The organism is Brevundimonas sp. (assembly GCF_035627055.1).
Lineage (GTDB): Bacteria > Pseudomonadota > Alphaproteobacteria > Caulobacterales > Caulobacteraceae > Brevundimonas.
This window is the reverse complement of the sequence record NZ_DASPMM010000010.1, coordinates 52578-78035: the sequence shown is the minus strand read 5'-3', so window position 1 is coordinate 78035 and position 25458 is coordinate 52578. Positions and strand designations below refer to the sequence as shown.

The following is a 25458-nucleotide window of genomic DNA, read 5'->3' as shown; positions in this document are numbered from 1 at the left end:
CTGGCAGGCCCGGCCATGATTGGAAATGGGCAGCATCCAGATATGCTGGCGGCGGGCAACCGATTCCTCCACCGCGCCGACGCCCGTCGGCCTCCAGACAAGGCTGAGCAGATGGCCGAGCCGATCCGCAGCATCCTGATCGTGGGGGGCGGAACGGCGGGATGGATGGCCGCGGCGGCCCTGCAGCGAACCCTCGGCCCGCATGTGAAGGTCGCCCTGGTCGAGTCCGAGGAGATCGGCATCGTCGGCGTCGGCGAGGCCACCGTGCCGCCGATCCGTGATTTCAACGTCATGATCGGGCTCGACGAAGCCGAGTTCATGCGCGAGACCAAGGCGACGCTCAAGGTGGCCATCGTCTTCCAGGACTGGGGCCGGGTCGGCGCCCGCTACACCCATCCGTTCGGAACCTTCGGCCCCGGGCCGACGCTGGGCGATTTCCAGCAGACCTACTTCGCCCTCAAGTCGAAGGACCGGGTCGGCCCGCTCGGCGACTATTCGCTCTGCTGGCGCGCCGCCGAGGCCGGCAAGGTCGGGGTCAGGGACGCCGACCCCCGCTCACCGCGCAACGGCCTGTTCACCGCCTACCATTTCGACGCCGGCCTCTATGCCAAATACCTGCGCAAGGTCTGCGAGGGCCGCGGCGTGGAGCGGATCGAGGGCAAGGTCGCCGAAGTGATCCAGCGCCCCGAGGACGGCTTCATCGACAGCCTCACCCTCGAGGACGGCCGCAGCCTGGGCGCGGATCTGTTCATCGACTGCACCGGCTTCCGGGGCCTGCTGATCGAGGGCGCGCTGAAGGCCGGCTACGAGGACTGGTCCCGCTGGCTGCCGGTAAACCGCGCCGTGGCCGTCCCCTGCGCCAAGGTGGGACCGGCCACGCCCTATACGCTGTCCACGGCCCGCGAGGCGGGCTGGCAGTGGCGCATCGCCCTGCAGCATCGCACCGGCAACGGCTACGTCTACTGTTCCGACCACATCGACGACGACGCGGCGCGCCAAACCCTGCTGGCCAATCTCGACGACGAAGCGCTGGCCGAGCCGCGGACGCTCCGCTTCGTCACGGGGCGGCGCAAGGCCTTCTGGGACCGCAACGTGGTCAGCCTCGGCCTGTCCAGCGGCTTCATCGAACCGCTCGAGTCGACAAGCATCCACCTGGTCCAGGCGGGCCTGGTCCGCCTGCTGCAGCATTTCCCGGACCGGTCGTTCAGCCCGGTCAACATCGCGGCCTACAATCGCCGGCTGGGGCGCGAGGTCGAGCTGATCCGCGACTTCGTCATCCTGCACTATCACGCGACCCAGAGGGACGACACGCCGTTCTGGCGGCAGGTGGCGGCCATGCCGATCCCCGACAGCCTGGCCGAGCGGGTCGAGGCCTTCCGCGACCGGGCCATGCTTTACCAGGTCGGCGCCGACGAGTACTTCAGCCAGTCCTCCTGGCTGACCGTGATGTACGGCCAGGGCATCCAGCCGCGGATGTTCAATCCCCTGTACAGCTACCAAGACCCGGATCGCGCGGCCGCGGGGCTGCGCAACATCTCCGACGTCTTCGCCCGCACGGTGGACGCCCTGCCCGACCACGAGGCCTTCCTGAAGGCCAACAACATGTGGGCGGGCGAGGCCTAGCGGACCGGCTCCGGGACCGGCCCGTCGGCAGGCTGGACGACGATGACGAGGGGCGGCTCGGGCGAGAGCGGCGCGTCCGGTCCCTCTCGCCAGACGGCCCGGGGATTGAGCGCCGCCGTCGCCTCCAGGAAGGTCCCCGGCTTCATCGACGGCTCGCGCGCGGTCCTCAGTCCGGCCACCCTCGCCAGGTCGGCGACGAAGGTGATGCAGTTGCGCCGCCTCAGGTCATAGACCGAGCCCTCGCGGCTGTTCCACCATTCGGCCCGCGCCTTCAGCGCACGCCAGGTGGCGTCGTCGACGGTCAGCTTCAGGAACGGACGGCCCTCGCTGACGTAGCGGGCGTCCGGCGCCGTCACCACGCCGCGGCCCCGGCCGAACAGCAGTTGCGGCCCGGGGCTCAGGGCCGTGAAACCGGCGGACCAGTCGACCGGCTCGCCGGTGGCGTCGAGGGTCCCTTCCGCATGCACATAGGCGTGCGGGAACAGCAGCTCGCCGCCCCGGATCCGCGCCCCGGGGTGGGCGTAGAAGGTCACCGTCACGGCGGCCCAGGCCTGGCTCGCGATCAGCGCCAACGCGACGCCGAGTATCCACACGCGCACTGCTCACGCTCACTGACGCTCCGCCGACACTGGCGAAGCCCCCGAAACGCAGAAAGGCCGCCGGGGGATGCCCCGGCGGCCTTCAGCTTCGCGTGATGCCGGTCAGTGGGGCGCCGGCGCCGCCGCCACGTCGCCATCGCGGCTCCGCGTCCGCGCCGCCGCGAGGGCGAAGACGGTCAGCAGCACATAGCCGGCCAGCGGCACATAGAAGACCGGGTTGAAGGTCGCCGACGCGTCCGCGATCTGTCCGCCGATATAGGGCAGCACCGCGCCGCCGACGATGGCGGTGCACAGCAGGCCGGAGGTCGCCGAGGTGGGGGCCGTCGACCGCTCCAGCGTCAGGGTGAAGATGGTCGGGAACATGATCGAGTTGAAGAAGCCGACGGCGATCGCGGCATAGGCGGCGGTCTCGCCCGACGTCTGGGTCACGATCAGGCACAGCAGGGCGGCGACCGTCGTGTTGATGGTCAGCAGCACGCCCGCCCGCACCCGGGTCAGCAACAGGGCCCCGATGAAGCGGCCCACCATGGCCCCGCCCCAGTAGAGGCTGACCATGCGGCCGGCGTCGGCCTCGGGAATGTCCAGGACCGTCGGGCTGCTGAGGAAGTTGGTCAGGATGCCGCCGATGGCGACCTCCGAACCCACGTAGATGAAGATGGCCAGGGCGCCGAACAGGGCCCACGGCGAACTGAAGGCCTTGAACGGCGAGGACACGCCGCCCGCCTCCTCGGCGCCGGCGGCGGCGGCGTTGATCTTCCTGCGCGCCGTGAAGATGAAGAAGGCGACGACGGCGAAGAAGGCTCCCAGCGCCAGGAAGGCGAAATCGATGCTGCGCAGCGACTCCTCCCGCGTCGCGGCGGTGACCACGGCCCCGGCCGCGAACACCCCGCCGGTCAGCAGGACGGTCGAGCCGAGGTAGGGCCCGACGGTCGTGCCCAGCGAGTTGAAGAACTGCGAAAAATTCAGCCGCGCGTGCGAGCTCTTCCGCGACCCCAGGGCGGCGACCAGCGGATTGGCGGCGACCTGGAGCAGGGTGACGCCCGAGGCGATGACGAACAGGGCGATCAGTACGCCGGGGTACCAGTCCATGAGGGTGGCCGCGGGCACGATCAGGCAGCCGAGCACCATCACCGCCAGGGCGGAGATGATCGAGCGGCTGTAGCCCAGCTTGCTCAGCACCGCCGCCGCCGGCACCGAGACCACGGCGTAGGCGATGAACCAGGCCGAGGCGGTCAGCATGGCCTCCGCCGTGCTGAGGTCGAACACCCGGCGCACCGCCGCGATCAGCGGGTCGATCAACGAGGTGGCGAAACCCCAGGCGAAGAACAGGGTCGTCACATAGGCGAAGGCGAGGGTCGTGCCCTGCCGCGCCGGCGCTTTCGTATCGGTCATGTCTCTCCCCGGGGATAGCCGTGCAAGTGGCGCGCGCGGCGCTGGCGTAAACGGTTTCATCGTCGCACGGCCACGTCCAGCCGTTTTACCGGGGCGGTAACCAAAAGTGGCCCGCCCGGTGAGGGTCCTGAGGCAAAAAGGGCCGCTCCGGTCTCCCGAAAGCGGCCCAGTCTCGCTGATCGGTTGGGACGATCAGTAGCGGAAATTCAGGCCGACCATGAAGGTCCGGCCGTAGCGCTGGTGATTGATGACCCGGCGCTCGTCGCCGTTCTCATAGGTGAAGAACGGTTCGTCGGTCAGGTTGTTGACCTGGGCGAGGATCGACAGGCCCTCGGCCGGGCCGGACTGGAACTCGTAGCCGAGCTGGGCGTCGAGCACGGTCTCAGCGGCCACCTGGCGCAGCGTCCGGCCGTTGGCGAAGCCCGACATTTCGCCGAGGAACTCCGAGCGGTGGCGCGCGCTGATCCGGCTCTGGAAGCCGTAGCGTTCATAATAGAGCGTCAGGTTGCCGACGGTCTCGGAAAGGCCGGGGATGGCGGTCCGCACGCCGGTGCCCGGGCGCTCGATCTGGCTTTCGTTCTGTGAGACGCTGAACTGGGCGCCGAAGCCTTCCAGGGCCGGGCTGAACAGGTCGAACGGAACCGAGGCTGCGAATTCGACGCCCCACATCGCCCCGCCGTCCCCGTTCTGGGGCGAGTTGTAGAGTCCCTCGTTGATGACCGGCACGTTGCCCGGCGGCACCGGGAAGCCGGTGAAGTCCATGGGAAGCTGCTGATCGTAGACGAAGGTCTCGAGGTGTCGGTAGAACGCCGCCAGCGACACATAGCCCGAACGGCCGAAGTAGCGTTCCACCGAGATGTCCGCGACGCGCGCGATCCAGGGCCGGAGCTCGGGGTTGCCGCCCCCGCCGCTCCAGGGCGAGTTGCTGATCGTGGCCCCCGGCACGTTGAGCGTCGGATTGAAACCGAAGCCGCGGCCGGCCTGCATCTGGTCCATGCGAGGGCGGGCCATGGTGCGGGCCAGCGCCGTACGCAGATAGAGATCGTCCCCAAGCTCGAAGGCCAGGTTCATGCTGGGCAGCAGCTCGACATAGGAGACGCCGCCGTCGATCGGGATGTACTGCAGCGTCGGCCCGCTGCCGGTCGCGGCGAAGCCGGTCGAATACTGGTCGGTATAGACCACCTGCAGGCCCAGGTTGCCGGTGACCGGGATGCTTCCCGTCATGGCGTCGACGTCGACCTTCACGTGGGCGATCGCCACGTCTTCCTGGACGGTCCAGTTCTTCCGCTGGACGTCGCCGTACGGGTTGCGCACCAGGTCGTAGAAGCCGCTGTCGAGCAGGGCCTGGGTGTCGTAGCTGAGAATGCCGTCGATTCCTGCATAGGACAGGGTGGTCGGCTCCATCAGGAACTCCGAAGGAACCGGAACGGCGCCGCCGCCCGGAATGGACAGGTACCATTCGTCGGCGATCATCTGCTTTTCGCGGGAGGAGACGTAGAGGCCCAGCTCGATGCCGCTGAAGGCCCGCGCGTCCAGCTCGCCATGCAGGGTGACCCGCGCGGCCTGCAGTTCGTCCAGGATGGTCGGCTTGTTCAGATAGCCGTCCTGACCGCCCGGAACGACGTCGCCGCCCCAGCCCTGCGGCGCGGTGAGCAGCATTGTTGTCGGGTCGGCATAGTCGAGGCTCGAGGTGAACTGCGGCACGCCGTCGTCGCCCATGACGAAGTCGACCGTGGCCGTCGGTCCCGTCCCGTTGCGGCCCGTGCCCCAGTAGGTTTCCAGGATCTGGTCGGTGCGGTCGACCTTCGAGTAGCTGAGGTCGGTTTCCAGCATCCAGCGGTCGTTCAGCACGACTTCGGTGTTCCAGCCGACCGAGGTCAGCTTGGACTCGCGCGACGTGATGTCGCCGCGGCCGATGCCGCGCACGTTCGAATAGGTGCCGGCCACGACCAGGCCATCCTCGACGGTCGCGTTCGACAGGGGCGACCCGCCCCACAGCAGCGGCAGCTCGATGCCGCGCACCACCTGGGTGTTGTCGAACTCCGAGTAGAAGGCGTCGATGGTTGAGTGGATGCGGTCGTTCGGCCGCCACTCAAGGGTGCCGAAGAATCCGTCACGCTCGAGTTCCGACGACATGATGAACGGCTTTGCGCCGCCGACCACGACATTGCCGCCGCCGGCGTCGGCGTAGCCCCACGCCTCATAGCGCTCGGCCTGGTAGGGCGACGACATGTGCGCGTAGCCCAGGGCGATCCCGATCGTGTCGTCGGCGAACTGGTCGATGTACGACAGCGTGAAGCGGTTGCCGTTGTCGCTCGTGCCCTCGTTCAGGGCGCCGATGTCGTTCCACTCGTACCGCGCGTTCGCCGCGATCGTCCGGCGGCCATGCTGCAGGGGACGGATGGTGCGCAGATCGACGGTGCCGGCGAGCCCCTGACCGAGCAGGGAGCCGTCCGGCGTCTTGTAGACCACGACGCTGGCCAGGGCCTCGGACGGATACTGGTCGAACTCGACGCCGCGGTTGTCGCCGGTGGTGACCTGTTCCCGACCATTGAGGAGGGCGGTGGTGAAGTCCGGGCCGAGACCGCGAATGGTGATGACCTGGGCGCGGCCATCCTGACGCTGCGCCGCGAGACCCGGCAGCCGGGCCAGTGACTCGGCGATCGACATGTCCGGCAGCTTGCCGATGTCCTCGGCGGTGACGACCTCCACGATCGAGGAGTTCTCACGCTTGGCGGCGATGGAGCTTTCGATCGAACTCCGGATGCCGGTGATGACCACCTCCTCGACCTGAGTCGCCTCGTCGTCCTGCGGCGTGTCCTGCGGCGTGTCCTGCGCGGAGGCGGCTCCGGCGAACGCCAGGGCGGCGACGGCGCCGAGGCCGGCGCTCCCGAGCAGGCGGGCGCGGCGAGTGATGTGGGCTCTCATCTCAGTCTCCCTAAGTCCGGCGCATTTCTGCCGAGGCGTCCGGCGGTATCGCAAAGTTATGCAAACTTATGGAAAGGATGCAAGCGCTCTCGCAGCGGACGTCGATCATCCGTGGCGGAAATGCGACGACGTTCGCCGCTGTATTGCACTGCACAACGTAGCTTTCCCTTGCAGCGCCGCAATTTGGACGTGCTTCATGGAGCGGTTGACATCCGCCGGCTCCGCTGCAAAATCTTGCAAACCAATCCGCTGGCCACGCTGTCTGCGGACAAGCCGAAGGGACAGAGACGATGCCGGGACGTTTGAGGCGCCCGATCAGCGCAGGCGCGACCGCGGCGTGCGTAGTGTTCGCGGCGCTGGCCGCGGCCGCCCCGGCTCAGGCTCTCGCCCCTCAGGACCCGGTGCGCGACCGTCCGGCCGGGGACGAGGTGATCTATTTCCTGCTGCCCGACCGCTTCGCCAACGGCGACCCCGCCAACGACCGGGGCGGCGCGCGGGGCGATCGGCTTCAGACCGGCTACGATCCGACGGATCCCGGCTTCTTTCACGGCGGGGACCTGCGCGGCCTGACCGGCCGCCTCGATTATATCCAGGGGCTCGGCGCCACCGCCCTGTGGGTCGCGCCGCCGTTCGTCAACAAATGGGTTCAGGGCCCGCCGGGCCAGGAGAGCGCCGCCTACCACGGCTACTGGATCACGGACTTCACCCGCATCGACCCGCATTTCGGGACCAACGACGACTTCCGCGCCCTCGTCGACGCCGCCCATGCCCGCGGCATGAAGGTCTATCTGGACATCGTCATCAACCACACCGCCGACGTCATTCGCTACCGCGAATGTCCGGACAACGACTGCGGCTACCGCTGGAAGGGCGACTACCCGTACCAGCGCCGCGGCGGCCTGGATGGCGAGCCGATCAACGAGGGCTTCACCGGCGAACCGGGCGGCGACTTCTCGCGCCTGACCCGCCCCGACTATGCGTACACGCCCTACAACCCGCCGGGCGAGGAGGCGGTCAAGGTCCCGGCCTGGCTCAACGACGTGTCGCTCTATCACAACCGGGGCAACAGCGCCTGGTACAGCGAAGCCCGCATGGACGGCGATTTCTCCGGCCTCGACGATCTGTTCACCGAACACCCGCGGGTCATCCAGGGCTTCATCGACATCTACGGCGGCTGGATCGACGAGTATGGGATCGACGGCTTTCGCATCGACACGGCGCGGCACGTCAATCCCGAATTCTGGCAGGCCTTCGTCCCCGCCATCCTCGAACGGGCGCGCGCCCGGGGCATTCCGAATTTCCACATCTTCGGCGAGACCTTCGACTTCCAGACCGGCACGGCGGCGATGCACACGGTCGTCGACGGCCTGCCGACCGTGCTCGACTTCGCCTATCAGCGGGTGGTCCAGAACATGGTCACCGGCGTGCAGCACCCCGACGCCATGGGCTATCTGCTGATGGAGGACGCCATCTACGCCGGCGGAGTCGAGAGTGCGCGTCAGCTGCCGACCTTCACCGGCAACCACGACATGGGCCGGATCGGCCATCTGATCCTCAAGGCCATGCCGGACATCTCCGACGCGGAACTGCTCGACCGTTCGGCCCTGGCCCACGCCCTGGTCCTGCTCGGGCGCGGCGTGCCGGTGATCTACTACGGCGACGAGCAGGGCTTCACCGGCGACGGCGACGACCGCCGCGCGCGGCAGGACATGTTCGAGACCCGCACGCCCTCCTATGCCGACGACCGGCGCATCGGCCGCGCCTCGGGCCCGTTCGACACCAACGCGGACATGTACCGCCGCATAGCCGAGATGACCCGCGTCCGCGCCGCCGACGCCCGTCTGCGCCGGGGCCGCGTGGCCATCCGCATCGCCGACCAGGCCGCGGGCGTCCTCGCCATCTCCAGACTGGATGATGACGGCGAGACGCTGGTGGTGTTCAACACTTCCACCGAGGCGCGTCACGTCAACATCCCGGTCGAGACCCGCTCGGCCGACTGGCGCGCCCTGCTCGGTCAGTGCCCCGCCCACGCCGCCGCGCCCGGCGCCGTCTCCGTCTCCGTGCCCGCCCTGGGCTATCTTGTCTGCGTATCCGAAGGTTGAGCTTGACCGTCCAGAGTCTCGAGTCCCCGCAGGTCCGGACCGACGCCGCCGAATGGTGGCGCGGCGCGGTCGTCTATCAGGTCTATCCGCGCAGCTTCGCCGACTCGAACGGCGACGGCGTCGGCGACCTGAAGGGGATCACCGCCCATCTCGGGCACATCGCCTCGCTCGGCGTCGACGCGGTCTGGCTGTCGCCCTTCTTCACCTCGCCGATGAAGGATTTCGGCTATGACGTGGCCGACTATTGCGACGTCGATCCGATCTTCGGGACCCTGGCCGACTTCGACGCCCTGATCGCGAAGGCCCACCGCCTCGGCCTGCGCATCATCACCGACCTGGTGTTCGCCCATACCTCGGACCAGCACGCCTGGTTTCGCGAGAGCCGGCAGTCGCGGACCAATCCGAAAGCCGACTGGTATGTCTGGGCCGATGCGAAGCCCGACGGCACGCCGCCGTCGAACTGGCAGTCGGTCTTCGGCGGCCCGGCCTGGACCTGGGACGCCCGTCGCGGCCAGTACTACATGCACAATTTCCTGCCCGAACAGCCGCAGCTGAACCTGCACCTGCCGGCGGTGCAGGACACCCTGTTGGACGTGGCGCGGTTCTGGCTGGAGCGGGGCGTCGACGGCTTCCGCTTCGACGCCATCAATTTCTCGATGCACGACCCGCTGCTGCGGGACAATCCGCCCCTGCCGCCCGGCGGCCGGCGCACCCGTCCGTTCGACTTCCAGGACAAGGTGCACAACCAGTCCCAGCCGCAGATCGCCGACTTCCTCAAGCGCGTGCGCGCCCTGACCGACAGCTATGGCGGCCGGTTCACGGTGGCCGAGGTCGGCGGCGACCACGCCGAGCGCGAGATGCAGGCCTTCACCGCCGGCGAGGACCATCTGAACAGCGCCTACGGTTTTCTCTACCTCTACGCCCCCGCCCTGAATGACCAGCTGGTGCGCGAGGGCGCCGAGGCCTGGCACGGCCGCGACGGCCAGGGCTGGCCGTCCTGGACCTTCTCCAACCACGACGCCCCGCGGGCGATCTCGCGCTGGGCCGGGAACCGCGACCTCAAGGCCTTCGCCGAGATGGCCATGCTGCTGCTGATGTGCCTGCGCGGCAACGTCTTCATCTACCAGGGCGAGGAGCTGGCCCTGCCCCAGGCGGACGTCCCGTTCGACCGGCTGGTCGATCCGGAGGCGATCGCCAACTGGCCCCAGACGCTGGGCCGGGACGGCGCGCGCACGCCGATGCCCTGGTCAGGCGGCCGTCCTCACGCCGGCTTCTCGACCGCCGAGCCTTGGCTGCCGGTCGATCCGCGTCACGTCCGCCTCGCCGTCGACCGTCAGGAGGCCGACCCGTCCTCCATGCTCAACGTCACCCGCCGTCTGGTCGCCCTGCGCAAGGCGCACCCGGCCCTGACCCGCGGGGACATGCGGCTGCTCGACGCCGCGCCCGGCCTGCTGTGCTTCGAGCGCGAACTCGCGGGCGAGCGCCTGTTGTGCGTGTTCAATCTGGGCGAACAGACCGCGGCCTGGACGGCGCCCTCCGGCTGGCGGGTGGTCGAGACCGTCAACCTTGAGGCGGGTTCGGGCGGCGCCCTGCCGCCGATGGCCGGTCTGGTCCTCGCCGACGCCGCCGGATGAGCTCAGCCGCCGCAACTCTCGCGCACGATCAGGTCGGTCGGAATTCGTTCCGACCGGCCGACGGAGTCGCCGGGATTGTCGAGCAGCTTGGAGACCAGCAGCCGCCCGGCCTTCATGGTGTCCTGGGCGATGGTGGTCAGGGCCGGCCGGGCGTAGCGGCTGAACGGCACATTGTCGAAACCGATCACCGACACGTCCTCGGGCACCCGCAGGCCGGCATGCAGCAGGGCCCGCACCGCCCCCAGGGCGATCTGGTCCGAGGCGCACACCACGCCGTCGAACCTGACGCCGCGCCGCATCAGGCTGTCGACGGAGGCCTCGGCGGACTCGACCTCGAAATGGGCTTCCATGATCAGGTCGGGATCGACAGGCAGGCCCGCCCGGGCCAGCGCTTCCAGATAGCCCCGGTGCCGCTGCATCGCCTCGGGTGGATCGAGGTCGCCGAGGAAGACGATACGCTGCCGGCCCAGCCGGGTCAGGTGCAGCGTCGCCCGCCGTCCGCCCGCCAGATTGTCCGATCCCACCGAGCAATACAGCTGGTCCGGCATCTCCGCGCCCCAGACGACGAATCGCCCCTCGGTCTCGGCCAGCCGGTTCAGGCTCTGGTGCAGGAAGGACTGGCCGAGGAAGATCACCCCGTCGGCGCGGCTGGTGTTCATCGCCGCCGACAGGTCGTCGTAGCTGGTCGGGGCGAAATGGCTCATGATCACGTCGCAGCCGCGCTCGCGCGCCGCCTCGCCGACGCCGGCCAGCAGTTCGAGAAAGAACGGGTCGCTCAGCCGGCCCTCGCGCCCCTGGGGTCGCGGGGTGACCAGGGCGATGACGCCGTCCGCCCCGATCGGTCCGGCGGGCATGTAGCGGCGGAAGGGGTAGTCATGCTCGCGCGCCAGCTTCCAGATCAGCTGCTTGGTCCGGGCGTTCACCGCCGGGCTGTCGTTGAGCGCCCGGGACGCGGTCGAGATCGACACCCCGGCCAGTTTGGCGAGGTCCTCGAGACGGGTGTTACGGCGACTCACTGGGCGGTTCCTGCTGATCGAGCGGTTGCAAATTTTGCTGCAAACCTTGCGTTATCTGCGCCTCGCCGGCCCCGCTTGGCAAGCCCTGTTCTCCGGAGCGTATCCCGATGCTGACCCGCCGTTCGCTCGTCTCTTCCTCCGCCCTGCTGGCGGCCCTCCCGGCGGCGACAAAGGCGCAGGAGGTGGCGCAGGCCCCGGCCGGGTTGGACGGCCGGGTCCGCGCCGCCTCGCCCGGCGGCGTGATCACCGTCGAGGTGGGCGTCACCGGCGAGGGCCGCCCCGAATACGCGGTGACCCGTCTGGGGCGCCCGGTCATCGCCCCCTCCCGGCTCGGTTTCCTGCTCACCGACGCCGCCAAGCTGGAGCGCAATTTCGCCGTCACCGCCGACGCCCCCACCCGGCACGACGACACCTGGGAGCAGCCGTGGGGCGAACGCCGCTTCATCCGCAACCGCTACACGGAATTCCGCGTCCACTTCACCGAGAAGTGGGGCCTGGAGCGCCGCATGGACGTGGTCTTCCGCCTCTATGACGACGGCCTCGGCTTCCGCTACGAGTTCCCCGACCAGCCCAATCTGAAGACCGTCAGCATCGGCGCCGAACTGACCGAGTTCACCGTGGCCTCGCCGGGCGCCGCCTGGTGGATTCCGGCCTTCGAGTGGAACCGCGAGGAGTACCTCTACAACCGCACCCCGATCTCGGCCGTGGGCGTGGCCCAGACGCCGCTGACCATGAGGCTGGACGACGGCCTGCACCTTTCGATCCACGAGGCCGCGCTGATCGACTATTCCGGCATGAACCTGCGCCGCGCCGAGGGCGGTCGCTTCACCGCCATGCTGACCCCGGGCCTGACCAACGCCGCCGTCATCCGCGAGGCCCCTTTCGCCACCCCCTGGCGCACCCTCCAGATCGCCGACAAGGCCGGCGACCTGGTCGAGTCCAGCCTGATCCTGAACCTCAACGAGCCCAACACGCTGGGCGACGTCAGCTGGTTCAAGCCGATGAAATACGTCGGCATCTGGTGGGAGATGCACCTCGACCTGAAGAGCTGGAACTCGGGTCCGAAGCACGGCGCGACCACCGAAAACACCCTCAGGCACATCGACTTCGCGGCCGAGCACGGCTTCGGCGGGGTGCTGGTCGAGGGCTGGAACGTCGGCTGGGACGGCGAGTGGTTCGGGACCGGCTGGAACTACAGCTTCACCCAGCCCTATCCCGACTACGACATCGAGCGGGTCGCCGCCTACGCCCGCCAGAAGGGCGTCGAGATCATCGGCCACCACGAGACCGGCGGCAACGGCTTCCACTACGAGAAACAGCTCGACGCCGCCTTTGCACAGATGCAGCGCTTCGGCTGGCACGCGGTGAAGACCGGCTATGTCGCGGACGCCGGCGGCGCCCGCGTCACCGGCCCGGACGGGCAGGCGCACCTGGCCTGGCACGAAAGCCAGGAGATGGCCCGCCACCACATGCGGGTGATCGAGACGGCTGCGAAATACCAGGTCGCGGTCAACGCCCACGAGCCGTTCAAGGACACCGGACTGCGCCGCACCTGGCCGAACATGATCAGCCGCGAGGGCGCGCGCGGCACCGAGTTCAGCGCCTGGGGCCAGCCCGGCAATCCGCCCGAGCACGAGGTCAATCTGGTCTTCACCCGCCTGCTGGCCGGGCCGATGGACTACACGCCCGGCATCTTCGGCATGGTCACGCGCAGCCCCGACGGGATCGCCACCACCTGGGCCAAGCAGCTGGCGCTGTACGTGACGATCTACAGCCCGATCCAGATGGCCGCCGATCTGCTCGACAACTACGAGGCCAACCCGGGCCCGTTCCAGTTCATCAAGGACGTCGCCGTCGACTGGGCCGAGACCCGCGTCCTCAATGGCGAGGTCGGCGACTACGTCACCATCGTGCGCAAGGATCGTCACTCGGACGAATGGTTCCTCGGCGCCATCACCGACGAGTCCCCGCGGGTTCTCTCCGAGCCGCTGACCTTCCTCGACCCCGACCGCCGCTACCGCGCCGAGATCTATCGCGACGCGCCTGACGCCCACTGGAAGACCAACCGCGAGGCCATCGTCATCGAGCGGCGCGAGGTCACCGCCGCCGACGTGATCGACCTGCGCCTCGCCCCCGGCGGCGGCCAGGCTATCCGCTTCGTCCCCCTCGGGAGGGCCCGCCGGTGACCGCGAGCACGCCCGACGCCCACGCCAGCCTCGCTTCCGCCCGTCCGCGCCTCAGCGGCTGGTCGATCTGGAACATGTGCGTCGGCTTCTTCGGCATCCAGATCGGCTTCGGCCTGCAGAACGCCAACACCAGCCGCATCTTCCAGACTCTCGGCGCCGAGGTCGACAGCCTCGCCATCCTGTGGATCGCCGCCCCCCTGACCGGCCTGCTGGTCCAGCCCATCATCGGCTATCTGAGCGACCGCACCTGGACCCGGCTCGGCCGTCGCCGGCCCTGGTTCCTCGTCGGCGCCCTCCTTACGACGCTGGCCTTGCTGGTCATGCCGCACAGCCCGTATCTGTGGATGGCCGCCTCCATGCTCTGGATCATGGACGCCTCGATCAACATCACCATGGAGCCGTTCCGGGCCTTCGTCGGCGACAACCTGCCCGAAGAGCAGCGGACGACCGGCTATGCAATGCAGAGCTTCTTCATCGGCGCCGGCGCGGTGTTCGCCTCCTGCCTGCCGTGGGTCCTGACAAACTGGTTCTCCGTCGCCTCGACCGCGCCCGAGGGCGTGGTGCCGATGGCGGTGCGCATCTCCTTCTACGTCGGCGCCGCCGCCCTGCTGGCCGCCGTGCTGTGGACCGTCTTCACCACCCGCGAATACAGCCCGGAACAGATCGAAGCCTTCGAGGCGGCGCGCGACGCCGGCCATTCGCCCGCCGCCGCCCGCCCGCAGCACGCCTGGTACACGGGCGGCCTGATCTGGGCCCTCGCCGGCGTGCTGGGCCTGAGCGCGGTCAATCTCCTCGGCCTGCAGAAGGAGCTCTATCTGCTGGCCGGCTTCCTCTTCGCCTTCGGCCTGATGCAGATGGCCGTCGGGGCGCTGGCCGCGGCCGGGCGCTCCAACGCCCTGACCGAGATCATGGGCGACATCTTCGCCATGCCGAAGACCATGCAGGGCCTCGCCGTCGTCCAGTTCTTCAGCTGGTTCGCCCTGTTCGCCATGTGGATCTACCTGACCCCGGCGGTCACCGCCGTGCACTACGCCTCGCCCGATCCAACCTCCGCCGGCTACGGCGAGGGGGCCAACTGGGTTGGGGTGCTGATGGGAATCTACAACGGCGTCGCCGCCCTGGCCGCCTTCCTGATCCCGGTCATCGCCCACAGGACCGGCCTGCGGGCGGCCCATGCGATCAACCTCGCCCTGGGCGCCGCGGGCTTCCTCGGCGTCTTCCTGATCCGCGATCCGGCCCTGCTGTGGCTGCCGATGATCGGCGTCGGCTTCGCCTGGGCCAGCATCGTGTCGATGCCCTACGCCATCCTCTCGAACGCCGTGCCGGGGCGGAAAATGGGCGTCTACATGGGGATCTTCAACATCTTCATCGTGGCGCCCCAGCTGGTCGCCGCGACCATCCTCGGGGCCATCCTCAAGGGCGTCTTCGGCGGCGACGCGATCTGGGCGCTGGTGCTCGGCGCGGTCAGCTTCCTGATCGCCGCCGGCGCCAGCCTGCTGGTGCCGAAAACCGCAACGGAGGCGGCATGAGGCTCGACCGCCGCGCCCTGCTGGCCGGGCTGTCGGCCCTGCCGCTGGCGACCGCCGCCCGCGCCGAGGCTCCCGCCCAAGGCCGGCTCGTCGAACACCCGGCCATGCCCTCGGCCCACGTCCAGCCGCGCGACGTCACCGTCTGGCTCCCGCCCGGCTACGACGAGGATCCGGGCCGCCGCTGGCCGGTCCTCTACATGCACGACGGCCAGAACCTGTTCGACGCCTCCCGCGCCCCCTACGGCGCGGAATGGGGTGTGGACGAGCAAGTCGCGCGCCTCGCCGCCACCGGCCAGATCCGCACCCCGATCGTGGTCGGGATCGGCAATACGCCGCTGCGCCTGCGCGAATACGTCCCCGCCGACCTCATCCGCGCCCTGCCCGACGACATGCGCGCCGACGTGCAGGCCATCTACGGCGGCCAGCCCCTGTCGGACGGCTACCTCCGCTTCCTCGTCGAGGACCTGAAGCCCTTCATCGACCGCACCTACCGGACCCACCCCGAACCCGACGATACGGCGACCATGGGCAGCAGCATGGGCGGGCTGATCTCGCTCTACGCGCTGATGAAACACCCGGGCGTATTCGGCGCCGCCGGCTGCGTCTCCACCCATTGGCCGATCCGCATCGAGCAGCTGACCGACCCAGCCGCCCTCGCGGCCTGGCGCGACCGGCTGACTGAGGCCTGGACCGGCGTCGTCCGCGAGGGCCTGCCCCCGCCCGGACGCCACCGCCTCTATTTCGACCGCGGCGACGAGACGCTCGACGCCTTCTACGCCGAGTTCCAGACCCGCATCGACGACACGATCCGCGCGGCCGGCTGGGCGCCCGACCGCTTCCGCTCGCTGGTCTTCCCCGGCGCCGAGCACAATGAGGCCAGCTGGAACGCCCGGCTCGACGCGCCCCTGACCTTCCTGCTCCCGCCCCTGCCCCGATGAGCTTCCCATGCGCCTGATCTTCAGCCTCCTCGCCGGCGCCGCCCTGATCGCCCTCGGCGGCTGCTCGACCCTGCAGGGTCTGATCCCGGACGCCGACGCGCCGCCGGCCCCGCCGCCGCCGGTCCCTGAGGTCTCCGCCGTCGCCCCCGGCGCGCCCGGCGCCGCCCCGACCTGGGTCAACGCCGCAAAGACGGGCGCAGGTGCCGCCTACGAAGCTTACGTCGACGGCCGGTATCGCGACGGCGGCCCCACCGGCGACGTCACCCGGGTCTGGTTCTCCATCGCCGACGGCGTCCTGACGGAGACCATGTACGGCCTGATCCACGAGGCCCAGATCAAGCAGCTGCGCTTCGCCGTCGTCACCGAGTCCGGCCTGTCGGTCGAGGGAACCGACACCACCCATCGAACCGAATACCTGCACAGGGACGCGCAGGGCCGCCCCCTCTCGCCCGCCTACCGCATCATCACCACCGACAGGCAGGGACGCTACGAGATCGAGAAGCGCATCTACGCCAGTCCCGACGACCAGGCCTTGGTCGTCCGCACCACCATCCGGGCCCTGCGCGGCGAGATCACGCCCTACCTCCTGCTCGAGCCGCACATGGCCAACACGGGCGTGGGCGACCGGGGCTGGCATTCGACCGCACCTCTCAGCCAACCCACGCCGGACGGATCGACGAGCTACAGCGTGTTCCACGCGGCGGAGGGCGACGTCCAGCTCGCCCTGTGGGCCAGCGCGGCCTTCGAGGCCCAGAGCGTCGGCTTCGTCGGCGTCTCCGACGGCCTGACCGATCTCGCCGACGGCCGGCTGGATCACGCCTACGCCTCCACCGGCCCCGAAGGCGGCAATATCATGCTGACGGGCGCCCTGCCGCGCCTCCAGGCGGGCGAGACCCTGTCGCGCGACTTCGTCATCGGCTTCGGCGATAGCGAGCCCGGCGCGGTGCGCGAGGCGACCCGGCCGTTCGTGACCGGCCTCGACGAGGTCCTCCGCCGCTTCAACGGCGAGGGCGACCGTGTCGGCTGGGAGGACTACATCGCCTCCCTCGATCAGCTCCCGCGTCTGGCGGAGCAATCGACCGACGGCGGCAAGCTGGCGTACGCCTCGGCCCTGATGCTCAAGGTGCAGGAGGACCGCACCCACGCCGGCGCCCTGATCGCCTCCCTTAGCAACCCGTGGGGCGACACGGTCGACGCCACCAATCCGTCGACCGGCTACAAGGCCGTCTGGCCGCGCGACTTCTACCAGGTCGCCATGGCCCTGTTGGCGCTCGGCGACCGGGAGACGCCGCTGGCCGCCTTCCGTTACCTGCCGCAGGTCCAGGTCCGCGCCGACACGCCCGGCAATAGCGGCGCGACCGGCTGGTTCCTGCAGAAGACCCACGTCGACGGCGAGATCGAATGGGTCGGCGTCCAGCTCGACCAGACGGCCATGCCGATCATGCTCGGCTGGAAGCTGTGGAAGGCCGGCCTCGTCTCCGACGCCGAGATGCGCACCATGTACGGCCAGATGATCAAGCCGGCCGCCGACTTCCTCGTCGACGGCGGGACGGTCGGCCTGCTCTGGAACGACCGCCGGGTCACCCCGCCGTGGACCCAGCAGGAGCGCTGGGAGGAGCAGGAGGGCTATTCCCCCTCGACCACCGCCGCCGTCATCACCGGCCTGACCACCGCCGCCGACATCGCCCGCGCCTCGCGCGACCCCGCCTCCGCCGCCCGCTACCAGGCCGCCGCCGACGATTACGAGGCGAGGATCGAGGCCCGGATGTTCACCACCACCGGCCCATGGGGCGACGGCGACTACTTCGTCCGCATCACCCGCAACGAGGACCCCGACGACCACGCCCCGATCGGTGAGAACAACGGCCAGCCGGCCCACGCCGAGGACAGGATCGTCGACGGCGGCTTCCTCGAACTGGTCCGCTACGGCGTCCGCGCGCCCGACGCCCGCTCAATCCTCGCCTCCCTGCCGGAGTACGACGACCAGACCCGCGAGGACCGCTTCCGCGTCCGCTATGACATCAACGGTGTTCCCGCCTTCCGCCGCTATGGCAACGACGGCTACGGCGAGCAGACCGACACCGGCGAAAACTACGGCGTCGGCGGCGAGATGCATCCCGGCCAGCGCGGCCGCCTGTGGCCCTTCTTCACCGGCGAGCGCGGCCACTACGAGCTGGCCGCGACCCTGCACAATCGGTCGGCCGACACCGGCTGGACTCAGGCCCATCTGAACGGCATCCGCCAGACTTATGTCCGCGGCATGGAGTCCTTCGCCAACGGCGGCCTCCTGCTGCCCGAACAGGCGTGGGACGGGGTCGGCGACGACACGGCCCACGACTACCGGCCGGGCCAGGGCACCAACTCCGCCACCCCGCTGGCCTGGACGCACGCCGAATACATAAAACTGCTCCGCTCGCTCGCCGACCGCGCCGTCTGGGACCGGTACGCGCCGGTCGAGGAGAGATACGCCCGCTGACGCTGGCGGTCGGGCGTAAGCGGCGGTAACGAGGACGGATGACCCACGGCCCCGTCCTCGTCACCGGCTCGGCCGGCTTCATCGGCTTCCACACCGCCCGACGCCTGCTGGCCCGGGGTGAGACGGTGGTCGGCGTCGACAATCTGAACAGCTACTACGACCCGGCCCTCAAACACGCCCGGCTGGAACGGCTCCAGGGCGAGCCCGGCTACGTCCATCACACGCTCGACCTCGCCGACCGCGACGGCATGCGGGCCCTGTTCGCCGAGCATTCGCCGCGCCGCATCGTCCACCTCGGCGCCCAGGCGGGCATCCGCTACAGCGTCGAGAACCCGGAGAGCTACGTCGACTCCAACGTCGTCGGCTTCCTGACCGTGCTCGAGGGGGCGCGGGCGGTGCAGGCCGAACACCTCGTCTTCGCCTCGACCAGTTCCGTCTTCGGCGCCTCGGCCGCCTTGCCCTTCTCGGTGCAGCAGGGCGTGGCCCATCCGCTCAATGTCTATGCGGCCACCAAGATCGCCAATGAGGCGATGGCGCACAGCTACGCCTATCTCTTCGGCATCCCCTCGACGGGCCTGCGCTTCTTCACCGTCTACGGTCCGTGGGGCCGGCCGGACATGGCCCTGTTCAAATTCACCCGTGCGATCCTCGAGGGCCGGCCGATCGACGTCTATGGCGAAGGGGCCATGGAGCGCGACTTCACCTATGTCGACGATATCGTCGAGGGCGTCGTGGCGGCGCTGGACGATGCACCCGCGAAGGATCCCGCCTGGCGCGCCGAGGCCCCCGGCCAGGCCAGCAGCGGCGTCGCGCCATGGCGCATCCTCAACCTCGGGGCCGGTCGGCGCGAGACGCTGTCGCGCTATATCGCCGTGCTCGAAGAGGCCATCGGAAAGCCGGCGATCCTCAACATCCTGCCGACGCAGGAAGGCGAGATGACCCGCACCGAGGCGGACGTCAGCGAAACCCGCGCCGCGCTCGGCTATGATCCGGCCACGCCGATCGACGTCGGCGTCGGACGATTTGTCGACTGGTACCGCGACTTCTACCGCGTCTGATCCACGAAAAAGGGCGGGACCGTCGCCGGCCCCGCCCCTTGTCCCCGTTACGGCCGTCCTATTGGACCGGGCGGCCGTGGGTGTCGACGACCTGGACGTCGCCGTAGCCGAGCGCCCGGATCTTCGGCTCGATCGTCGACCGGTCGCCGACCACGACCCAGGTGGTCGGTCCCGTGCCCACGATGCCGCGCGCCGCTTCCGTCGCCCGCGCCGCGTCCATGGCCGAAACCCTCTGGGCGTAGGTGTCGTAGTAGTTTTCCGGCACCCCCCAGACGACCATGTTCTGCAGTTCGCCGGCGATCGAGGCGTTGGTCTCCCAGTTGCCGGCCATGCCCTGGACCATGTTGGCGCGCGCCGCCTGGATCTCGACGTCGGTCAGCGGACGCGATCCGACCACCTCGGTCAGTTCGCGGCGCAGCTCGGCCAGGCTTTCGGCCGTCTTGTCCGACTGGACGCCGGCGCTGACGGAATAGATCCGCTCGCCCCGGCCGTACGGCACGCCGCCGCCGGCGCCGTAGGACCAGCCCTTGTCCTCGCGCAGGTTCATGTTGATCCGGCTGGTGAAGGCCCCGCCCAGGGCGGTGTTCATCGTGTCGATCGCCGCCTCCGTGGTCGGATCGAAGGCGGGGACGACGCGGCCGGCCAGGATGACCGACTGCGGGCCGGCGCGGTCCACGATGAGGATGCGAGGCTGGCCGGCGGCGTCCGGCGCGTCGGCCGGTCCGGGCTTGGCCGGCATCGCCGTCGACGGCGCCCGCCAGTCGGCGAAGGCGCGTTCCAGCTTCGGCGTCAGCTCGGCCAGGGTGGTGTCGCCGACGACCACCAGGGTGGCGTTGTCGGGACGGAACCAGGCGTCGTGCCAGGCCTCGGCGTCAGCCGGGGTCAGCGTCCGGACCGTCTCCTCGGTGCCCGAGGCGGGCCGGCCATAGGGGCTGGACGGGCCGTACATCTCCCGGTTCAGGACCCGCCGGGCGATGGCCCCCGGGTTGCGGTCGGCCTGCTGGATGCCGGAGATCTGCTGGGTGCGGGCCCGCTCGAAATCCTCCGCCCGGAAGGCGGGATTCAGGATCACGTCGGCATAGAGGTCCAGCGACGGGTCCAGCCGCGACGACAGCGCGGTCATCGAGACATTGGTCGAGTTCGAGCCCGAGCCGGCCCCGAGCGTCGCGCCGAGCAGCTGCAGGCGGTCGCTGATTTCCAGCGCGTCGAGGTCGTCAGTGCCGTTGGTCATCACCTGCGGGGTCAGCTGGGCCAGGCCCGCCTTGGCGTCAGGATCGACCACCGCGCCGGCGTCGAGGATCAGGTTCATGCTGACCGTCGGCACGCTTTCGCGCCGTACGAACATCACCTTCAGCCCGTTCGACAGCTGGGCCCGCTCGATGGTCGGGAACACGGCCTGGGGCGCGTCGCCGGGCGTGGGCACGCCGGCGCTGCGATCGACGCCCGTGGCCTGGGCCGCATAGTCGGGGAAGGGCAGGACCTCCAGCGAATAGCTGCCGTCGGTCAGCCACTCGCGGCCCACCTGGGTCAGGTCGGCCGGCCGCGCCGCGACGAGGCGCTGGTAGGACTCGCGCCACGCCGCCGGATCGCCGTGGAACACCTGGCTCTCGGCGAGGATGTCCGACTTGCCGCCGAAGCCGCCGATCCGCTCGGTGCCGCGCACGAAGCCGGCGCCGACGCTGGTCCGCGCACGCTCCAGTTCGATCGCGGTCGGGCCGTCGCGCAGCAGCCGCGCCATCTCCTCGTCGACGATGGCCTCAATGCGCTCCAGGTCCTGGCCCGGCTTGGCGGTGACCATGACCAGGAACTGGCTGCCGATCTCGCTTTCGGAATTGAAGGCCGCCACCTGGGTGGCGATCTGGTCGTCGAACACCAGCCGCTTGTACAGGCGCGAGTTGCGGCCCGAGCTCAGCACCTGGGCCAGCATGCCGAGGTAATCGGACTCGGCCGAACCGGCCGGCGGGGTGTTCCACACCTTGTAGAGGCGGGGCTGGCCGACGCGGTCGTACATCAACTCGCGCTGCTCGCCGGTCATGCGGGCGATCATCTGCACCGGCTGGGTGACCGGAGGCCCCGGGGGAATGTCGCCGAAGTAGCGCTCGACCTTCTCGCGGGCCTGTTCGGGCGTGATGTCGCCGGCCAGCACGATAGTGGCGTTGGCCGGGCCGTAATAGTCGCGGAACCACTGCTGCACGGTCGGCAGGTCGGCCGCGTTCAGGTCGTCCATCGAGCCGATGACGGTGTGGCCGTAGGGATGATCGTCCGGATAGGTGGCCGCCGTGATGGCGTTCCACACCCGGCCGTAGGGCTGGTTCTCGCCCTGACGCTTCTCGTTCTGGACGACGCCGCGTTGCTCATCCAGCCGCGCCTGGTCGATGGCGCCGAGCAGATGGCCCATGCGGTCGCTCTCCAGCCACAGGATCGAGTCGAGGGCCGAGGTCGGGACGTTCTGGAAATAGTTGGTGCGGTCGGTGTTGGTGGTGCCGTTCTGGTCGGTCGCGCCGAGCAGCTCCGTCCCCTTGAAGAAATCGGTGTTGTAGTTCTCCGACCCGTTGAACATCAGGTGCTCGAACAGGTGGGCGAAGCCCGAGCGGCCCTGCGGCTCGTTCTTGGAGCCGACGTGGTACCAGATGTTCACCGCCACGATCGGGGCCTTGTGGTCCTCGTGGACGATGACGGTCAGGCCGTTGTTCAGCGTGAATTTGGTGAAGGGGATGTCGACGTCGGGCAGCGGGGCCAGCTGCTCGCGCGACTGGGCGGCGGCCGCGGCGGGCGCGGCGGCGACGTCGACGGCCTGGGCCAGGGCCGGTGCGGCGGTCGCCAGGAGCACGGCCGAGGCCACGCCTCCGAGCAGGGCGAAACGGGCGTTGCGCATGAAATACTCCCCCTCAAGGAACGGCGCGCGAATGCGCCACTGACAGTGGTACCCACCGATCAACCGCTGGCAAGACGGGAATCGGCCGGGGAGCCGCGCGGGCCAAAGAAAAACGGGCGCCCGTGGATCACGGACGCCCGTCAGGACTCGGCTGTGAAGCGCTCAGCGCTCGGTATTGTTGTTCGGGTTGCTGTCCGACGGCGGCGGGGCCACCGGCGTGGTCTGGGTTTCTGGACGCGCCGCCGCGCCGGTGTCGGGGGCGCCGCCGGCCTGTCCGCCGCTCGCGGCGGCCGCCTCCTGGGCGCCCTGTTCCGTGGCCGGCTCGGTTCCGGCCGGGGCCGCGGCCGCGCCCGGCTGGCGGGCCGGATCGGGAGCGGGAATGGCGTAGCCGCCCGAGCCCTGGGTGCGCAGCCAGGCGATCAGATTGACCCGCGTCTGGGTGTCGCGGATGCCGGCGAAGGACATCTTGGTGCCCGGCACCACACGGCCCGGCGCGGTCAGGAACTGGTCCAGCGCATCCAGACTCCAGGTCGGGGCCTCGGCCTTGTGGCCCACCATCGCCTCGGAATAGGCGAAGCCCGCATGGCCGGCGACGGCGCGGCCGACGACGCCGAACAGGTTCGGCCCGGTGCCGTTCGGTCCGCCGGCCGTGGCGGTGTGGCAGGCCTGGCAGCGCGCGAAGGCGGCCTCGCCGGCGGCCAGGTCCGCGGTCGGCAGGACGGTGCCCCAGTCCGGCGGCAGTTCGGCCTCTTCGGCTCCGCCGGCGGCCTCTTCCGGCGCGTCGACGAAATAGCCCATCTTTTCAGGGGCCTCGGAGTGGTAGATCAGGCCCGTGACCTGCGGCACGGCCACAATCACGAAAGCGGTCGCCAGCACGGCGCCCAGAATCTTGTTCGTGTTCAGATCGCCGCTCATCGCGTCGTCGCATCCCGTTCTTGAGGCCCGGCCGCGAAGACGGCGGGGCGGATTCTTGCGTGGGCGTCTCTTACACGCTAGCGCGACCTTCGCAACCGGCCCCGGACGTCCCTGACGGCGTTCCGGAGTCGCAGGCAGGAAGCTAACGATGAACCCCCTCGTTCTGATCCCGGCGCGCATGGCCGCGACCCGCCTGCCCGGAAAGCCGCTGGCCGACATCGGCGGCCAGCCGATGATCGTGCGCGCCTGGCGTCAGGCCGCCGCCTCCGGCCTGCCCGTCGCCGTCGCCGCCGGCGACCCCGAGATCGTCGAGGCCGTCGAGGCCGCCGGCGGCGTCGCTGTCCTGACCGACCCTGACCTGCCCTCGGGCTCGGACCGCATCCGAGCCGCTCTGGACGCCATAGACCCCCAGGGGCGCCACGACGCCGTCATCAACCTGCAGGGCGACATGCCGTTCGCCGATCCGGGCCTCGCCGTCGCCTGCGCCCGGCTGCTGGAGGTCGAGCCCGCCTGCGACATCGCCACCCTGGTCGCCCGCGAAGCCGACGCCTCCGACCGCGCCAACCCCGACGTGGTCAAGGCCGTCCTCGCCCTGCCCGAGGGCCAGACCCATGGCCGCGCCCTCTATTTCACCCGCTCGACCCTCTACGGCGACGCCCCCGTCTGTCGCCACGTCGGCCTCTACGGCTACCGCCGCGCCGCCCTCGAACGCTTCTGCGCCGCCCCGCCCTCGCCGCTGGAGCGCCGCGAGAAGCTGGAACAGCTCCGCGCCCTCGAAATGGGCCTGCAAATCTGGGCCGCCGTCATCGACGAGGCTCCGCTGTCGGTGGACAGCCCGGCGGATCTCGAAGAGGCGCGGCAGCAGGCAGCAGGCAGCAGGCAGCAGTAGGGTCGCGGCGCAGGCGGGCTCTCCAGCCGTTCTCGTCCTGCTGCCTGCTGCCTAAACTTCGAACCCGTCCACCCATGCCTGCAACAGCGTCCGCGCGATGGCGATCCGCGCCGGCGCCTTGATGCTCGAGTGCGTTCCCGCGAGGCAGGCCCGCGCCTCGGCCCGCGTCAGCCACGCCACCGCCTCGAGTTCCGTCTGATCCGGCCGGGCGTCCTCCGAATCGACTTGGCACACCAACCCGATCATCAGCTGCCCCGGGAACGGCCACGGCTGGCTGGAGTGATAGCGCACCGCCGTCACCGTCAGCCCGGCCTCCTCCGCCACCTCGCGGGCGCAGGCCTCCTCGATGGTCTCGCCCGGCTCGAGGAAGCCCGCCAAGGCGGACATCCGCCCTTCGGGCCAGCTCGCCTGCCGCCCCAGCAGGCAGCGCGGCTCATCCCCACCCCGATACACCGGAAGCATGATCGTCACCGGATCGACGCGCGGAAAATGCTCCGTCGAACACGCCGGACAGACCCGCTTCCATCCCCCGCAGGCGTCCGCCGTCTGCACCCCGCACGCGGCGCAGAACCCGTGCCGCCGCCGCCAGTCGAACAGCGACTTGGCCGTCCCCGCCATGGCCGCGTCGGGTCCGGGCAGCAGCGCCGCCGCCTCGCGCATCTCGTGGAACACGCCGACGCCCCGCAGCGGCCCCGCCGTCGGATCGATGGAGCCCTCCACTTCCACCGCGAACACCGGCGCGCCCTTCCACTGTCCGAGGAACAGCTCCCGGTCCGGAACCACCGCCCGCGCGTGCGTCATCGGCAGCCAGGCCAGCCCCGGCTCGTCCCCCGCCTCCAGCAGCGGCCGCCCCTCCCACAGCACCAGCGCCAGCGCCTCCGGATCGGCCGCCCGCTCCGCCAGCCACTCGGGATCGTTCCTCAGGTCCCCGGCCCGATCGAGCGGATTGCCGGCGAAGGTGTTCAGGGCAGGGAGCGACATGGCGTCTCTCTAGCAAGGCGGCGCTTGCATCCGCGAGCCGGAATCGTCATATCGGCCTTGGAGATCGCGGGCGAAGGCTTCGCCAACCTGGTCAGGGCCGGAAGGCAGCAGCCACAACGAATTCCCCTTCGGGTCGCGGTCTCCACCTCCTTCTTTAGTGCGCTAACGCTCGCGACGCGGTCGCTCGCTGCCTGAGCGCGGCTGTCTCCTCCCTGTCGCGCAGCGATGGGGAGGGGGACCATCCGAGCCGCAGGCGAAGGATGGTGGAGGGGTTGGCGGCCCGTGCACAGTTTGACGGGCGGCCCCCCTTCGCCCCC

At 69.8% G+C, this 25458-nt stretch carries 16 protein-coding genes and 1 other RNA gene; 10 read left to right on the top strand and 7 right to left on the bottom strand.

Annotated elements, in window-relative coordinates; all coding sequences use genetic code 11:
• The first annotated feature begins 111 nt into the window (after positions 1-111).
• Positions 112-1623 carry a tryptophan halogenase family protein gene (locus VEA98_RS04115; protein WP_324811206.1) on the top strand — a complete coding sequence of 504 codons (1512 nt, stop codon included), beginning with the start codon at positions 112-114 and terminating at the stop codon, positions 1621-1623.
• Here VEA98_RS04115 and VEA98_RS04110 read toward each other — a convergent pair.
• The 3 genes from VEA98_RS04110 to VEA98_RS04100 all read right to left on the bottom strand — a co-directional run bounded on the left by VEA98_RS04110 (position 1620) and on the right by VEA98_RS04100 (position 6542).
• A complete protein-coding gene (locus VEA98_RS04110; protein ID WP_324811205.1) occupies positions 1620-2222 on the bottom strand; it encodes a hypothetical protein in 603 nt (200 codons plus the stop codon). The genes VEA98_RS04115 and VEA98_RS04110 overlap by 4 nt on opposite strands.
• A 102-nt stretch (positions 2223-2324) precedes the next feature.
• Positions 2325-3614: a sugar MFS transporter gene (locus VEA98_RS04105; protein ID WP_324811204.1), complete on the bottom strand. Its 1290-nt coding sequence runs from the start codon at positions 3612-3614 to the stop codon at positions 2325-2327.
• 192 nt (positions 3615-3806) lie between these two features.
• The gene (locus tag VEA98_RS04100) at positions 3807-6542 is read right to left on the bottom strand and encodes a TonB-dependent receptor (protein WP_324811203.1); all 2736 of its coding nucleotides are present in this window, start codon (positions 6540-6542) and stop codon (positions 3807-3809) included.
• Positions 6543-6886: 344 nt separating this feature from the next.
• Between VEA98_RS04100 and VEA98_RS04095 the strand changes: the two genes are divergently transcribed.
• Together VEA98_RS04095 and VEA98_RS04090 are read left to right on the top strand one after the other, a co-directional pair.
• On the top strand, positions 6887-8644 hold the full coding sequence (locus VEA98_RS04095; protein ID WP_414642136.1) for an alpha-amylase family glycosyl hydrolase: 1758 nt from the start codon (positions 6887-6889) through the stop codon (positions 8642-8644).
• Positions 8645-8646: 2 nt separating this feature from the next.
• The gene (locus VEA98_RS04090) at positions 8647-10278 is read left to right on the top strand and encodes an alpha-glucosidase (RefSeq protein ID WP_324811201.1); all 1632 of its coding nucleotides are present in this window, start codon (positions 8647-8649) and stop codon (positions 10276-10278) included.
• A 2-nt stretch (positions 10279-10280) separates the two neighbouring features.
• On the opposite strand, the gene VEA98_RS04085 is transcribed toward VEA98_RS04090, so the two are convergent.
• Positions 10281-11327, bottom strand: coding sequence for a LacI family DNA-binding transcriptional regulator (locus VEA98_RS04085; RefSeq protein WP_324811464.1), 1047 nt, complete (start codon positions 11325-11327; stop codon positions 10281-10283).
• A 74-nt stretch (positions 11328-11401) separates the two neighbouring features.
• On the opposite strand from VEA98_RS04085, the gene VEA98_RS04080 reads away from it, so the two are divergent.
• The 5 genes from VEA98_RS04080 to VEA98_RS04060 all read left to right on the top strand — a co-directional run bounded on the left by VEA98_RS04080 (position 11402) and on the right by VEA98_RS04060 (position 19481).
• Positions 11402-13480 carry a glycoside hydrolase family 97 protein gene (locus VEA98_RS04080; RefSeq protein ID WP_324811200.1) on the top strand — a complete coding sequence of 693 codons (2079 nt, stop codon included), beginning with the start codon at positions 11402-11404 and terminating at the stop codon, positions 13478-13480.
• Positions 13481-13554: 74 nt separating this feature from the next.
• Positions 13555-15009, top strand: a complete 1455-nt coding sequence (locus tag VEA98_RS04075) for an MFS transporter (protein WP_324811462.1) — start codon at positions 13555-13557, stop codon at positions 15007-15009.
• On the top strand, positions 15006-15947 hold the full coding sequence (locus tag VEA98_RS04070; protein WP_324811199.1) for an alpha/beta hydrolase: 942 nt from the start codon (positions 15006-15008) through the stop codon (positions 15945-15947). The genes VEA98_RS04075 and VEA98_RS04070 overlap by 4 nt, the downstream gene beginning before the upstream one ends.
• A gap of 7 nt (positions 15948-15954) precedes the next feature.
• A complete protein-coding gene (locus VEA98_RS04065) occupies positions 15955-18423 on the top strand; it encodes a glucan 1,4-alpha-glucosidase (protein WP_324811198.1) in 2469 nt (822 codons plus the stop codon).
• Positions 18424-18461: 38 nt separating this feature from the next.
• Positions 18462-19481, top strand: coding sequence for an NAD-dependent epimerase/dehydratase family protein (locus VEA98_RS04060; protein WP_324811197.1), 1020 nt, complete (start codon positions 18462-18464; stop codon positions 19479-19481).
• Between the two features lie 58 nt (positions 19482-19539).
• On the opposite strand, the gene VEA98_RS04055 is transcribed toward VEA98_RS04060, so the two are convergent.
• Both VEA98_RS04055 and VEA98_RS04050 read right to left on the bottom strand, forming a co-directional pair.
• Positions 19540-22356 carry a pitrilysin family protein gene (locus tag VEA98_RS04055; protein WP_324811196.1) on the bottom strand — a complete coding sequence of 939 codons (2817 nt, stop codon included), beginning with the start codon at positions 22354-22356 and terminating at the stop codon, positions 19540-19542.
• A 162-nt stretch (positions 22357-22518) separates the two neighbouring features.
• Entirely contained in the window at positions 22519-23271 is a 753-nt protein-coding gene (locus VEA98_RS04050; protein WP_324811195.1) for a cytochrome c family protein, read from the bottom strand.
• Between the two features lie 148 nt (positions 23272-23419).
• On the opposite strand from VEA98_RS04050, the gene VEA98_RS04045 reads away from it, so the two are divergent.
• Positions 23420-24160: a 3-deoxy-manno-octulosonate cytidylyltransferase gene (locus tag VEA98_RS04045; protein WP_324811194.1), complete on the top strand. Its 741-nt coding sequence runs from the start codon at positions 23420-23422 to the stop codon at positions 24158-24160.
• A 51-nt stretch (positions 24161-24211) separates the two neighbouring features.
• Here VEA98_RS04045 and nudC read toward each other — a convergent pair whose 3' ends face one another.
• On the bottom strand, positions 24212-25141 hold the full coding sequence (nudC, locus tag VEA98_RS04040) for an NAD(+) diphosphatase (protein ID WP_324811193.1): 930 nt from the start codon (positions 25139-25141) through the stop codon (positions 24212-24214).
• Between the two features lie 55 nt (positions 25142-25196).
• Between nudC and ffs the strand changes: the two genes are divergently transcribed.
• Positions 25197-25292: signal recognition particle sRNA small type (gene ffs, locus VEA98_RS04035), an RNA gene on the top strand.
• Positions 25293-25458 lie beyond the last annotated feature (166 nt).

Excerpts from the sequence above, each read along its gene's own strand:
- VEA98_RS04055 (WP_324811196.1), bottom strand. The coding sequence starts at position 22,356 with ATGCGCAACGCCCGTTTCGCCCTGCTCGGAGGCGTGGCCTCGGCCGTG.
- VEA98_RS04070 (WP_324811199.1), top strand. The coding sequence starts at position 15,006 with ATGAGGCTCGACCGCCGCGCCCTGCTGGCCGGGCTGTCGGCCCTGCCG.
- VEA98_RS04060 (WP_324811197.1), top strand. The coding sequence starts at position 18,462 with ATGACCCACGGCCCCGTCCTCGTCACCGGCTCGGCCGGCTTCATCGGC.
- VEA98_RS04100 (WP_324811203.1), bottom strand. The coding sequence starts at position 6,542 with ATGAGAGCCCACATCACTCGCCGCGCCCGCCTGCTCGGGAGCGCCGGC.
- VEA98_RS04050 (WP_324811195.1), bottom strand. The coding sequence starts at position 23,271 with ATGAGCGGCGATCTGAACACGAACAAGATTCTGGGCGCCGTGCTGGCG.
- VEA98_RS04080 (WP_324811200.1), top strand. The coding sequence starts at position 11,402 with ATGCTGACCCGCCGTTCGCTCGTCTCTTCCTCCGCCCTGCTGGCGGCC.
- VEA98_RS04075 (WP_324811462.1), top strand. The coding sequence starts at position 13,555 with ATGTGCGTCGGCTTCTTCGGCATCCAGATCGGCTTCGGCCTGCAGAAC.
- VEA98_RS04105 (WP_324811204.1), bottom strand. The coding sequence starts at position 3,614 with ATGACCGATACGAAAGCGCCGGCGCGGCAGGGCACGACCCTCGCCTTC.
- nudC (WP_324811193.1), bottom strand. The coding sequence starts at position 25,141 with ATGTCGCTCCCTGCCCTGAACACCTTCGCCGGCAATCCGCTCGATCGG.
- VEA98_RS04065 (WP_324811198.1), top strand. The coding sequence starts at position 15,955 with ATGCGCCTGATCTTCAGCCTCCTCGCCGGCGCCGCCCTGATCGCCCTC.
- VEA98_RS04115 (WP_324811206.1), top strand. The coding sequence starts at position 112 with ATGGCCGAGCCGATCCGCAGCATCCTGATCGTGGGGGGCGGAACGGCG.
- VEA98_RS04045 (WP_324811194.1), top strand. The coding sequence starts at position 23,420 with ATGAACCCCCTCGTTCTGATCCCGGCGCGCATGGCCGCGACCCGCCTG.